General features: G+C 69.3%; 10 protein-coding genes. 3 read left to right on the top strand and 7 right to left on the bottom strand.

Features of this window, described 5'->3' with window-relative positions; translation table 11 throughout:
• From ACOQPP_RS09275 to ACOQPP_RS09295, 5 genes are read right to left on the bottom strand one after another with little or no spacing between them, the layout of a single operon-like run.
• Positions 1-750, bottom strand: coding sequence for a glycosyltransferase family 2 protein (locus ACOQPP_RS09275; protein WP_419165318.1), 750 nt, complete (start codon positions 748-750; stop codon positions 1-3).
• Positions 747-1,682, bottom strand: a complete 936-nt coding sequence (locus ACOQPP_RS09280; RefSeq protein ID WP_419165319.1) for a lysophospholipid acyltransferase family protein — start codon at positions 1,680-1,682, stop codon at positions 747-749. Before ACOQPP_RS09280 ends, ACOQPP_RS09275 begins: the two co-directional genes overlap by 4 nt.
• Complete coding sequence (locus tag ACOQPP_RS09285) at positions 1,679-3,523, bottom strand: ABC transporter ATP-binding protein (protein ID WP_419165320.1); 1,845 nt, start codon at positions 3,521-3,523, stop codon at positions 1,679-1,681. The genes ACOQPP_RS09280 and ACOQPP_RS09285 overlap by 4 nt, the downstream gene beginning before the upstream one ends.
• Positions 3,520-5,094, bottom strand: coding sequence for a response regulator (locus ACOQPP_RS09290; protein ID WP_419165321.1), 1,575 nt, complete (start codon positions 5,092-5,094; stop codon positions 3,520-3,522). Before ACOQPP_RS09290 ends, ACOQPP_RS09285 begins: the two co-directional genes overlap by 4 nt.
• Before the next feature lie 10 nt (positions 5,095-5,104).
• Entirely contained in the window at positions 5,105-6,136 is a 1,032-nt protein-coding gene (locus ACOQPP_RS09295; RefSeq protein WP_419165322.1) for a glycosyltransferase family 9 protein, read from the bottom strand.
• A 110-nt stretch (positions 6,137-6,246) separates the two neighbouring features.
• On the opposite strand from ACOQPP_RS09295, the gene ACOQPP_RS09300 reads away from it, so the two are divergent.
• Both ACOQPP_RS09300 and ACOQPP_RS09305 read left to right on the top strand, forming a co-directional pair.
• Positions 6,247-7,734, top strand: a complete 1,488-nt coding sequence (locus ACOQPP_RS09300) for an LptF/LptG family permease (protein ID WP_419165323.1) — start codon at positions 6,247-6,249, stop codon at positions 7,732-7,734.
• Positions 7,735-7,738: 4 nt separating this feature from the next.
• Positions 7,739-8,815: an LptF/LptG family permease gene (locus ACOQPP_RS09305; protein WP_419165324.1), complete on the top strand. Its 1,077-nt coding sequence runs from the start codon at positions 7,739-7,741 to the stop codon at positions 8,813-8,815.
• A gap of 13 nt (positions 8,816-8,828) precedes the next feature.
• Here the strand turns inward: ACOQPP_RS09305 and gmd are convergent, their stop codons facing one another.
• Positions 8,829-9,797: a GDP-mannose 4,6-dehydratase gene (gmd, locus tag ACOQPP_RS09310; RefSeq protein ID WP_419165325.1), complete on the bottom strand. Its 969-nt coding sequence runs from the start codon at positions 9,795-9,797 to the stop codon at positions 8,829-8,831.
• 194 nt (positions 9,798-9,991) lie between these two features.
• Here gmd and ACOQPP_RS09315 point away from each other — a divergent pair, with 194 nt between their 5' ends.
• Positions 9,992-11,011: a hypothetical protein gene (locus tag ACOQPP_RS09315; RefSeq protein ID WP_420636363.1), complete on the top strand. Its 1,020-nt coding sequence runs from the start codon at positions 9,992-9,994 to the stop codon at positions 11,009-11,011.
• A gap of 47 nt (positions 11,012-11,058) precedes the next feature.
• On the opposite strand, the gene ACOQPP_RS09320 is transcribed toward ACOQPP_RS09315, so the two are convergent.
• Positions 11,059-12,252 (bottom strand): hypothetical protein, encoded by a 1,194-nt coding sequence (locus ACOQPP_RS09320; RefSeq protein WP_420636364.1) that lies wholly within the window; start codon positions 12,250-12,252, stop codon positions 11,059-11,061.
• Positions 12,253-12,324: the final 72 nt, after the last annotated feature.

The raw sequence follows: 12,324 nt of genomic DNA on the forward strand, positions 1-12,324 counted from the left end.
TCAGGCTGCCTCGTCGGTCCGGCGGCCGAGTTCGCGCAGTGAACGGTCACGGCCGGCGGCGAACAGCTGGCGGAGTTCCTCTCCAGCCCGAAAACGGGGCGCGCGATAGCGGCGAACGGGGTGCGGTGCATGGGACATCTCCTCGAATCGGCGAACAAAGGGCCGGACTTGCAGCAACAGGCCGGCGTTGGCGGCCCAGCCCTCGAAGCGAAGCAGCTTCCCGTCCGCGGCGGCGACGGCGCGTTCGAGGGTGAACAATCGATACAGGCGGAAGGTGGCGTAGGGGTCTGTCACTTCCGGGGACACCCGCAGGCCGCGCGCGAACAGACGCCCGCCGCAGCGCGTGAGCCGCCGCCCGTACGGCTCGTCGTCCGCGCGCGCGACGGTCACGAGATCGGCCCCGCTCTCGAAGTGACGCAGCATCTCCGGCAGACGCTCGGGAGGATCGGAGAAGTCGCCCTGCATCGAGACGAAGGCATCCCGCCGCGGGTACGCCGAACGCCGCAGCGTGGCGCGCACCAGCCGGTCGAGGCTCGCGGCGTAGCCGCGGCGCGTCTCGTTCCGGAGCACGGTCAGGGGGACTACCCGCGGATACCGCTCCAGCGCCTCGAGGGTACCGTCGTCCGAGGCATCGTCGCAGACGAATACGTGGAACTGTCGCCGCCCTTCGTGGAGCAATTCGCGGATCCGCCACAGGAGCGGACCGATCGTGTCGCGCTCGTTGCGAACGGGTATGCCGATGTGGATCACGCGTCCTCACCCCCGGGCGCTGCCCGCTTCCACCGTCTGTGGAACCAGAAGTATTGCTCCGGCCGCGCCTCGATCTGCTTCTCGAGGGCGCGGACCCAGCGTTTCGTGATCTCGGCCGCGCCGGTGCCGGTTCGGGACCGGCCGCGGTCGATCTCTTCATGGACGATCCTATACCCGGATCGGTCTCGCACCAACGCGGCGAAGAAGAGAGGGACATCGGCGGCGAGACACAAACGCGCGGGTCCGAGCGACATCCAGGCGGTACGGCGGAGGAACTCGACGGGTGCGCTCCCGCGTCCCGCGTGCTGATCGGCCACAAGGGCCAGGGTACGGCCCGAGTGCAGCGCGCCGAGGGCGGGCCGGGCCGCGGCGTCCCGGTACAGCACATCCAGACCCAGGCGCGAGCGCATGTCGTGGAGGCGTCGGCCGAAGGCGCCCCTCTGCCGCTGTACGATGGCCGTGACGCCGACCCCGGAAGCCCGGACCGCGGCGGCACCCAACTCCCAGTTGCCGAGGTGCCCGGAGACGATCACGGCGCCACCGTGCTCCGCCACCGCGGTGCGGAGCCGCGGGCCGAGCCCCGCCTCGTCGACGACGCGCGCGAGCATCCGCTCGATCCGCGGCGGGCCGCCCATGAGCAGCGCGACCTCCTGGCCGAAATGTCGGTAGCAGGCGCGGGCGGTGGCCCGGACCCAACGCGGCCCGGCACCCGGGAAGCTGGCCGCGAGCTGGGCCTCCACGACGCGGCGGCGCACGCGAAGGGGCGCGCGGGAGAGCGTTCCGAGCGCGCGGCCCGCCGCCAGCGCCAGCGGCTCCGGAGCCGCCCGCAGCCCGAGATGCAGCCCGGTCAGCGCGCCGTCCGCGAGCGCGCCGCCCAGCCGCGCGCCGGCGCTCCGCCGGCCCGGGTCCGCCACGCCGGCCGCGGGCGTCACGGCCGGGCCGCCATGGCGGGCCCCATCTGGTGGCCGAACAGGCGGCGATAGGGCCCATCGCGCGACACCAGCTCCTCGTGGTGCCCCGCGTCGACGAGCCGCCCGCGCTCGAGGACGAAGATGCGATCCGCCTCGCGCACCGTGGAGAGCCGGTGGGCGACGACGATGACCGTCCGGTCCCGGAGCAGGTCGGCCGCGGCCTCCCTGATCACGGACTCCGTCCCGGCGTCGACGGCCGACGTCGCCTCGTCGAGGATGAGGATCGGCGGATCCCGAAGCACCGCCCGGGCGATCCCGATCCTCTGCCGCTGCCCCGCCGACAGGCGCACGCCCCGGTCGCCGAGCACGGTGTCGTAGCCACCCGGCAGGCGTTCGATGAACTCGTGCGCGTGCGCCGCCCGCGCCGCCGCCTCCACGTCCGCGAAGGCCGCCGCGTCCTCCCCGTAGGCGATGTTCGCCGCGACCGTGTCGTGAAACAGAAACGCCTCCTGGCCGACGAAACCGATGAGGCGGCGCAGCGCGTCGAGCGGGAACTCGCGGATGTCCGTCCCGTCCATCGTGACCCGTCCGCTCTGCGGATCCGCGAACCGTGGCAGGAGGTCGACGAGCGTGCTCTTCCCGCTACCGGACGGTCCGACGAGGGCGACGACCGACCCGCACGGGATGAAGAAGTCGACGTCCCGGAGGACGGCCCGTCCGGGCTCATACGCGAAACTCACGCCCCCGTAGCGGATCCCGGTCTCCGGCGCCGCCGCCCTCCGCGAGCCGCCGGCGGGCTCGGGCTCCTGGTCGAGGATCTCCAGGAAGCGGTCCGCAGCGGCGAGTCCCTGCGCGGCGACGGCCGGATACTGCGCGAGACCCTTCACGGGCGAGACGGCGCGCAGCGCGATGGTCACGAAGGCGACGAACTGCTCGGGCGCCAGCGACCCGTCGCCCGCGACGAAGCCGGCTCCGATCCACACGAGGCCCAGAGCCACGATCGAAGCGAGCACCTCCGACAGCGGCGAGGCCAGGTATCGGGTCGTAGCCGCGGCGATCCGCTTGCGGCTGAAGGCGTCGGACCTGCGCTGGAAGCGACGCTCCTCGAAGCGTTCCGCGGCCCGCGACTTCACGAGCCTCACCGCGCCGAGCGACTCCTGCAGCGCGGCGACGAGTTCTCCCTGGTCATGCCAGGTGCGCCGGAACCTGTCGCGGAGCCGGCGGAGCAGCGGCCGCAGGCCGAGCATCACGAGCGGCACCAGGACGACGGCGAGCAGCGCCAGCCGCCAGGAGAGCGCGAACAGCGCCAGCGCGTAGGCGGCGAGCGTCGCCAGTTGGCGCACGGCCAGCGCGAGCGCGTCCGTCACGACCGGCTTCGCCTCCCCGGTGTCCGAGATCACCCGGGCGATCATCTGCCCGACCTTCCCCCGCTCGAAGAAGGCGAGCGGCAGACGCTGCAGGTGGGCGTGCACCGCGTCCCGCGCGTCCCGGACCAGGAACTCCTGCGTGCGGATCGACAGGGCCCGCCCCCCGAAGCTGCACAGATTCTTGAGGAGGAGCGCCGCCAGCACCACGACGCACACCGCGCGCAGGGCGTCGAGCCCCTCTCCCGCGCCGAGCCACCCGCCCGCGACATTGTCGATGAAGCGTTCCGCCGCGTTGCGCCCGCCGCCGGGAAGGAGCGGGCCCATGCCGAACAGCGAGCGGAGGAACGGGATGAGCAGGAGGAGACTGAACGCCTCGAGTCCCGCCGCGAGTACCCCGAGCGCCAGGCTGGCGACGAACATCGAGCGGTACGGTCGCAGAAACCCCAGCAGGCGCCGGTACGACGATCCGCCCCCGCTCCCGGGCCGCGGCGTCAACGCGGCGTCAGCAGGGCCACGGGAAGCACCATCTCGTCGGGGCTCACCCCACCGTGCAGGAAGCTGTCCCGGTAGCGGTTCTGGTATTCGCGCAGCCGGGTCGGATAGACGAAGAAATAGTCCTCGCGGCAGAGCGCGTAGGTCCGGTTCAATCCGCCGGGCGGCAGGCGCCACTCGTCGGCATCCGATGTCGTCATGACGGCGCCGGGGTTCTCCACCTTCATGTCGTGGCCGAACTTGTAGCGCAGGTTCGTCGACGCGTCGCGCCCCGCGTAGATCGTCGCCGAGCGCCGGCAGTGGATCGAGCCGTGGTCCGTCGTGAGGAGGACGCGCACGCCCCGTTGCGCCGCCAGCTGCAGCGCCTTCAGGGCCGGCGAACGCTCGAACCAGGTAACCGTGAGCGAGCGCAGCGCACTCGTGTCCTGCGCCATCTCCCAGATGAGGCGCGACCGGGCGCGGCCGTGCGTGAGCATGTCCACGAAACCGAACACGAGCGCCGTAGCCGACGGACTCGAGAGGTAGCCGCCCAGCCGCGTCAGGAGCGGGTCCCCCTCCTGCGCCGTGAAGATCTTCTCGTAGTGAACGGGGATTCGTGAGGCGGTCAACCGGTGGATCTGACGCTCGAACAGCTCGTCCTCGAACGAGTTGTACCCGATCTCGTCTCCCCGCTCCCACCACGCGGGGCGGAACTCGGCCAGTTCATCCGGAAAGAGGCCACCGAAGAGGGCGTTGCGGGCGAACGGGGTCGCCGTCGGCAGGATCCCGGCGTAGAGCGCCTCCTCGATCTCGAAGTGCTCGCTGATGATCGGGAGGATGGCTCGCCACTGGTCGAGTCGCATGCAATCCATGATGACGAGGAGGGCGGCGGGATCCTCGTCGAGGATGGGACGGAAGAAGCGCGGCAGCACATCCACCGACAGCGTAGGACCGGTCTCGCCGCCTTCGTGCACCCAGTCCGCGTAGCGGTCGGCTACGAGATCGCAGAAGCCGCGGTTGAGATCGCTCATCAGACCCTTGAGGATCTCTCCCAGACCCGCCTCGCCCGCCTCTTCGAGCTTGAGTTCCCAGTCGACAAGCTCCGAGTACAGCTCGGCCCAGTCCCGCCACGAGGCCGCGATCGAGAGCTGTTCCTGGAGTTCGCCGAAGCGGCGGGAGAAGTCCCGCGTGATGTGTTCGTGGCGCAGCGCGGGGCCCGCGAGGAGGCGGGTCACGACGGACAGCACCTGCCGGGGGCTCGTCGGCTTGACGATGTAGTCGTCGGCTCGCCGCCCGATCGCCTCGTGCATGGTCGATTCCTCCTCGCTCTTCGTGATCATGACCACGGGGAGGCGCGGCGCGGAGCTCCGGATGCGGTCGAGCACCTCGATGCCGCGGAGCCCCGGCATGCGTTCGTCGAGCAACACGAGGTCGTAGGAGGAACCGGTCAGCAGTTCGAGGGCGTCCTGGCCGTTCATCACCGCGTCGACGTGGTAGCCGGAGGACCGCAGCAGCATGAGGTGCGGCCGCAGGAAGTCGACCTCGTCGTCCACCCACAGGACCCGGCCCGCCACGGTCTTGGTCGCCTCCGTCATGCGCTGCCTTTCACAGATACCGGTCCATGGCTCGTTCCAGCTTCCGTACCACCTCTTCCACGCGGATCTTCGCCATGCGGCCGGGACGGGTGCGCCGCGACGGCCGCCGCTCGCCGTCGCGGCTGTGGCGATCCACGATGAGATCGAGAAAACGGTCGTACGGACCGCTCCGCTTCGGGTCCGTGTAACCATAAAGTCCGATCGTCGGCGTCCCCAGCGCCACCGCCATGTGAAGGGGACCCGTGTCGGGCGCCAGCACCACGTCGCTCGCCTGGAGGCGGCCCGCGAGTTGCCGCAGCGTCCCGCCCAGTTCCTCGCGCGGCGGAATGGAACAGAGTTCCCGGAGACGGCGTCCGTCCCGCAGTTCGGCTTCCGAGTCGCCGCCGACCAGGACCGGCTGCAGGCCGAAGTCACCGCCCGCCACGTCGATTACCCGGGCGATCCCCTCCAGGGTCCAGTTCCTCCGGGGGTTCGAACTCCGCGGGACGACGGCGAGCACCGGACGGGAGAACCTCTCCCGCCACCGCCTGTGCTCCCGGCGCTCCTCGTCCGTGAAGTGGAAGTCCCACTCATGGCGCCGGGGCACCTCGATGTGGTCGAGGAACTCGAACAGTTCATCCTGAACGTGCGCCACCGGACGGGGCGGGATTCGGTGATTCGTCGCGAGCCAGCTCAGGTCGCGGGCGCGCCGGCGATCGTAGCCGAGCCGCGCCGGGGCCGGAAGGAGGCGCGTCACCATCCCGCCCTTGAAGTTCGGCTGCAGGCAGATGACGAGGTCGAACGCTTCGGACGAGACCTCGCGGCGGAAGCGGAGGTAGGCGCGGGCGCCCAGTCCGCGGTGAAACGGGAGGAAGCGGTCGACGTCCGGGTGCCCGGCCATGAGCGCCGCGGGGCCGGGTTGCACGACCCAGGTGATGTGCGCCCGCGGCCAGGCTCTCCGCAGCGAGGCGACGACCGGCAACCCCTGAACCGTGCTCCCCACCGCACTCATGAGCACGATGGCCACGCGGCGCGGCGCGCCGGAGTCGAGGGGCAGCGTCAAGCGGCGCCTCCCCGCGAACCAAGGCGGATGGACCTCCGGGCCGCCTTTTCGGTACACGACTCTGTGCGTCCGGGCTGACAACGGCCGCGAAACACCGTAATCTCGGGGCGATGCGAACTCTTACCCGCTACATTCTGCGCCTTCACTTGGCGCCGTTTCTGTTCGCCGCCAGCGGCCTCACGGTTCTGCTCCTCCTCGACCAGGTGAGCAAGCGGTTCGAAAGGCTCATAGGCAAGGGTCTCCACTGGTCGGTCATCGTCGAGGTCTTCGTCTATTCGATCCCCTTCATCATCGCCCAGACGCTGCCCATGGCCGTGCTCATCGCCGTGCTCTACGTCTTCAGCCGGCTGGAGGGCGATTTCGAGGTGACGGCCATCAAGGCCAGCGGCATCCCGCTCACGCGCGTGATGGCGCCGCTCCTCGTCTGTGCGGTCATTCTGGCAGGTGCGATGACGTGGTTCAACAACGCCATCCTGCCACAGTCGAACCACCACCTTCAGGTGCTCCTCACCGGCATCGGCCGCAAGAAGCCGACGTTCAACCTGCGCGAACAGACGATCAACGAGGTCATCCCCTCCCGGCTCTACGTGCATCCGGGCACCATCGATCAGGAGCGGAGCGAGATCGAGGATGTCCGAATCTACGACGAACGGGACGGACAGCAGAGCCACACCATCTACGCGGCCCGCGGGAAGATGGCCTTCGAGGAAGGGGGCGAGGACCTCTACTTCGACCTCGAGGACGGCGTCATGCAGATCCGGCCCAACCAGCGGCCGTACGCCTTTCGCCGCGTCGCCTTCGAGCACATGACGCTGAGAATCCCCGACGTGGGGAACGCCCTCGAGCGCGACACCATGGGGGCCGTGCGCGGAGACCGCGAGATGAACATCGCCGAAATGCGCGAGGAGGCGCATCGGGGCTTCCTGATGGCGGACGCGGCGCGGGCGGAGAGCGAGACCTACGCCCGCGCGATCACGCGCCAGCTCCTCGATTTCCGGCAACCGGTGGAGGACGGATCGCCTCCGGGGACGGCGACGGGAGCAACGGCCGGACCGGAGGTCGAAGCCCCGGGGGAGCCGGGATCGAGCCTGGAACCCGCAACGGAAAAGGGGTCGCGCGCGGTGGACGAGATCCAACTGGATTCGGGAGGTGACCCCGACTCCAAGGCTGCCGCGACCGGAGAAGATGCGGCACCCGATTCCGCGGCGCTCGTCGCGGAGAGTGCGGCGCGCCGTTTCTACACCGCCTTCGATGCCGCGAATCAGTTCGAGCAGTACGCCGACCGCGAACTCACCGGCCTCCGGAGGGTCAACCAGTTCTGGGTCGAGATTCACAAGAAGGGGACGATCCCCGCCGCGTGCATCGTGTTCGTCCTCATCGGCGCGACCATCGCGGTCCGCTTCCCGCGAGGGGGCGTCGCCCTCGTCGTGGGCGTGAGCCTCGTCTGCTTCGGGGCGTATTACGTCTTCCTCATCGTTGGCGAGGACCTCTCCGACCGCCTGTGGGTTTCGCCCCTGTGGGCCATGTGGGCTCCGAACATCCTGTTCGGGCTCTTCGGCATGGCGGCGCTGTGGCGTTCCACGCGGGTCACGCGCTGACCCGATGAGGCTGCTCGACCGCTACGTGGCGCTGCAGTTCCTCAGGATCTTCCTGGTCTGCGTGCTCGGCGTGCCGCTGATCTTCATGCTCATCGATCTCGCCGACAACATCAACGTCTTCGTGGATCAGGATGTGACCCGCCTTCAGGTGGCTCTCCATTACATCTTTCAGTTCCCCTACCAGTCGCTCCTCGGGTTTCCGATCGCCGCCCTCCTCGGCTCCGTGTTCACCGTGGCGGCCATGACGCGGCATTCCGAGGTCACGGCGATGAAGGCGGGAGGGGTGTCGTTCTACAGGCTCAGCGTCCCGATTCTGATCTCCGCCTCCCTCCTCAGCTTCGTCGCGCTCGGTCTGACCGAGGTGGTCGCGGTGACGAACCGGAAATCGATCGAGGCCCTCGAACCCGAGGAGGCGCGGAGCGAGACGATCCGGCAGTTCTTCGTCTACCGCGGAGACGACGGGTTCGTGTACAAGGCGCGCCAACTCGATACCCGGGCCGGGCAGATGGAGGACGTACAGATCGAGCGGTTGGGTACCGGCCCCGACTTCCCCACCATGCATGTGACGGCGAACACCGCCCGGTACGACTCGATCTCGTCGCGCTGGCTGCTCCGGGACGGATGGGCCCGGCGCTTCTACGGGCCGGACCGGGAGCGCGCCTACGAGTTCCGCGAGATGTTGATCCCGCACCTGGATGAATCTCCCGAGGAACTGCAGGCCCGGCCCAAGGAGCCGGATGAGATGCGCTACTCGGAACTCGGCCGCCTCATCGAGGCGACGGAGAGATCGGGCGGCAACACGAACCAGCTGCGGACACAGCGCGCCTTCCGGGTCGCGTTCCCCTTCGCCTGCGTGGTGATCGTCATCTTCGGGATGCCGCTGGCGCACAGCAACCGGCGCGGTGGCGCGCCGACCTCGATCGGGATCGCGCTCGGCACCACCATTCTCCTGCTGATTTTCACGCGCATCACGGAGGCGATGGGCGCCGGCGGCGCGCTCTCTCCGGCCATGGCGGCCTGGCTGCCGAATGCCGTCTTCCTGGCGGCCGCGCTTCTCCTCTTCGCGCGTCTCCGCACCTGATCCCGAGCCAGGCTCAGGCCCTCGTTCCTCTCCCCACTCGTTCGATGTCGGCGCGGACCATGAGGCGGATCAACTCCTCGAACGACATGCGCGGGCGCCAGCCCAGCTGTCGGCGCGCCTTCGACGGATCGGCGCAGAGCCGTTCGACCTCGGCGGGCCGGAGGAACGCGGGGTCCTGCTCCACGTAGTCGCGCCAGTCGCGCCCGATCTCATCGAAGGCGATCTCGATCAGCCGCTGGACGGAGTGCGTCACGCCGGTCCCGATCACGTAGTCCTCCGGCGTCTCCGTCTGCAGCATGAGCCACATCGCCTCGACGTAGTCGCCCGCGAACCCCCAGTCGCGCTCCGCCGCCAGGTTGCCCATCGGGAGCCGGTCGGCGAGCCCGTGGTGGATGCGCGCCGTCTCCCAGCTCACCTTCCGCGTGACGAACTCCCGCCCCCGCCGGGGACTCTCGTGGTTGAAGAGGATGCCGCTCGCCGCGAACAGGTCGTAGCTCTCCCGGTAGTTCACCGTGATGAAGTGTCCGTACACCTTCGCGACGCCGTACGGGCTGCGGGGATAAAACGGCGTGTCCTCGGTCTGCGGCGTCTCCCGCACCTTCCCGAACATCTCCGAGGACGAGGCCTGGTAGAAGCGCATCGTGTCGTCGACGGCGCGTATCCCCTCGAGCATGCGCGCGACGCCCAGCGCCGTGAACTCGCCCGTGAGCAGCGGCTGCTCCCAGGAGGTGGGGACGAACGACTGCGCGGCGAGGTTGTACACCTCGCGCGGGCCGACCCGTTCGAGCACCCGGATGAGCGACAACTGGTCGAGCAGGTCCGCCTGGTGAAGCGTGACCCGATCCTTGAGGTGCGAGATGCGGTCGAACTTCTCCACGGAGGAGCGACGGACGACGCCGTGCACATCGTACCCCTTCTCGAGTAGCGCCTCCGCGAGATAGGAGCCGTCCTGTCCCGTGATTCCGGTGATGAGTGCGATCATGCCGCGAATATGCGCGGCCGCCCCGCCCCGGCCAAATCGAGACTCTCGCCGGGACTTGACCGAATACAACCCGAAGCAGACATTCTCGCTCCCGCTGCCCGTCAGGTCCCGGAGGGAGAGGAGGCTTCGCGATTCCCCGCGCCACGCCGGTTCCGCAATGGGTACCCGATCTCCCGGCGAGCCCCGGCGTCTACGTGTTCGTGGACGCGTACGGCCACCCGCTGTACGTGGGCAAGAGCGTCAACCTGCGGCGGCGCGTGCGCGGCTATTTCTACTCCGGCGGCCCCTCGAACGAGCGGCTCGCCGAGATGCTGCGGATCGCCCGGGGCGTCGAAGCGCATCCCGCGGGGAGCGACCTCGAGGCGCGCCTGGTGGAGGCGGAACGGATCCTGGGCCAGCGCCCGCCCTACAACAAGGCCCTCAAGCGCCGCGGCGCCGGCTGGTACCTCGAACTGCACTGGAACGAGCCCTTCCCCCGGTTGCGGGTGGTCCGTCGCCCGCGCCGCGCCGGGGCCCGGTACGTCGGCCCCTTCTGGAGCCGGCAGTTGCCCGAACGCATTCGCCGTCTCGTCGAGAAGGTCTTCCGGCTGCGGAACTGCGCCGAACCGGTCCGCCCCGACTTGGGCCGGAGCCCCTGCATGCAGTTCGACATGGGACTCTGCAGCGCCCCGTGCGCGCGCCGCGTGGGACTCAACGCGTACCGCCGGCAGGCGGGTGCGGCGGGCCGCCTGCTGGTGGACCGCGAGTTCGCGTGGGACCTCATGGACCGCTTCACGGCCGCACGCGACGCCGCCTCGGAGAGGCTGGAGTTCGAGCGGGCCGCCGAAGCCCAGTTGCGGCTCGACTGGCTGGAGGAACTCGAGAACCTGCGGTTCGCACTGGAACCGGAGGGGGAGCCGCACTCGTGGTTGATCGTGCTCCCCGGGGTCGACGACACGCACCGGACGCTCCAGCCGGTGGCGCGCGGCCAGGTGCTCCGGCGGCGGCGCGTGACGTGGGTCGACGGCGTGTGGCAGGAGGCCGTCGAGGACGCGTGCTACGCGGTGCGCGTGGCCGAGTTGCGGGCGCCGGTCGTGCTTTCGCCGCGAGAATCCGTGCCCAGCGCGATGGTCGGCCGCTGGCTGGAGGAGGGGGGCGCGGACAGACACGCGATCGACCTCACCCGTCTCGACGCCGCCGGCGCTATCGACCGACTACAGCGACTCAGTTCCTGATCTCATCCGATATCGACCGGCCGCGCGCCCTCGTGCCGCGGCTATTCTCATCCCTCGTCATGCAGGAGTTCGTACACCGTGACGGTCTGGACATCCATGGCGTCCGGGAGGACGCCCAGCAGACGCCCCCCAGCTACGTCGAGCAGGCGAAAGCCGGCGGGAACCTCGACGACGCCGAGTGGTCCCCCATCCCGGGATAGCACCGTATACCGGGGGACGCTCACGGCTCCTTTCATGGTGTATTCGCCCAACCATACGCGCCCCGCGCGGTCTCCGAAGAGCAGCCTGTACAGCGGCAGCGGTTCATCAGGCACATGTTCGTACCGGGCCAGATCCATGCGCACGTATTCCTCGACCGAGGATCGCTCCAGATGGGCGTTGTACCGCAGGAACCGCGCACGGGCGTAGGCCTCGAATCGCGCCCAGTACTCATCCGTGGGCCACGTCCGCTGGGGCACCCACCGCACGATCTGGCTCACCGCTCCATCGGGTCGCCGCCATACGAGTTCCGGTGTATCCGAACGGCCGTAGACGAATACTCCACCTGCAACCGTCACGTCCCCTTGCGGCTCGAAGGGGTTGCCGCGATCCGGCGATGGGCCTCCGGGCGGGATCCAGTCGTAGGATGCGATCGTGTCGACCGCGCCCGTATCCGGATCCAGGCGGGTCATATGACCCGGTTGCCAAGGCGTATTCACACCCGTCCTCAGACGGGCGCTTGAAGCGAGGAGTTGCCCCATCGAGTCAACCCCCTTGATTGCGAGGCGGCCGGCGTGTTCGCGAAGATCCACCGTTCGGACAAGAGAGCCACCTCTGAGCAGCAACAGTCGACTCCGATCAGGATCATCCACGAGAACCGTGTCCTGCCCGAGTACCAGCAGCCGCCTGACATCGCCCAGTTCCGCCGGTCCGGGACCGGATGCCGCGAGGACAGCGCGGAATGAGCCGTTGGGCCCGAGCAGGACGATTTCCCCCGAACCTCCGTCCGCGATGGCCGCGCTTCCATCGGAGAGGAGAACGCCGCTGTGCGGGTAGGTGAACGGATACTCGCCGTCGCGTGTGCCGTGCTGATAGAGTGGGGATGGCGAGAGCGTGAGAACGCCGGTCGAGACGGGGGTTCCCGGGTATTCGACGATCCAGACGCCAGCGCTGTCCCGAACCGCGATGTCCGCAGGCGGGCTCGCCTGCTCGACACAACCGCCGGAGCCCAGCGCCAGGAGGAACAGCCCAAATCGCTTCACGCGAGGCCAACCCGCCACGGAGGAGCATCGGCAAGATCCGGAACCCGTTTCGGGCAGAGGTGTTCGAAAGAT

Source organism: Candidatus Palauibacter sp. (assembly GCF_965222475.1).
GTDB lineage: Bacteria > Gemmatimonadota > Gemmatimonadetes > Palauibacterales > Palauibacteraceae > Palauibacter.

Excerpts from the sequence above, each read along its gene's own strand:
- gmd (WP_419165325.1), bottom strand. The coding sequence starts at position 9,797 with ATGATCGCACTCATCACCGGAATCACGGGACAGGACGGCTCCTATCTC.
- ACOQPP_RS09290 (WP_419165321.1), bottom strand. The coding sequence starts at position 5,094 with ATGACGGAGGCGACCAAGACCGTGGCGGGCCGGGTCCTGTGGGTGGAC.
- ACOQPP_RS09300 (WP_419165323.1), top strand. The coding sequence starts at position 6,247 with ATGCGAACTCTTACCCGCTACATTCTGCGCCTTCACTTGGCGCCGTTT.
- ACOQPP_RS09305 (WP_419165324.1), top strand. The coding sequence starts at position 7,739 with ATGAGGCTGCTCGACCGCTACGTGGCGCTGCAGTTCCTCAGGATCTTC.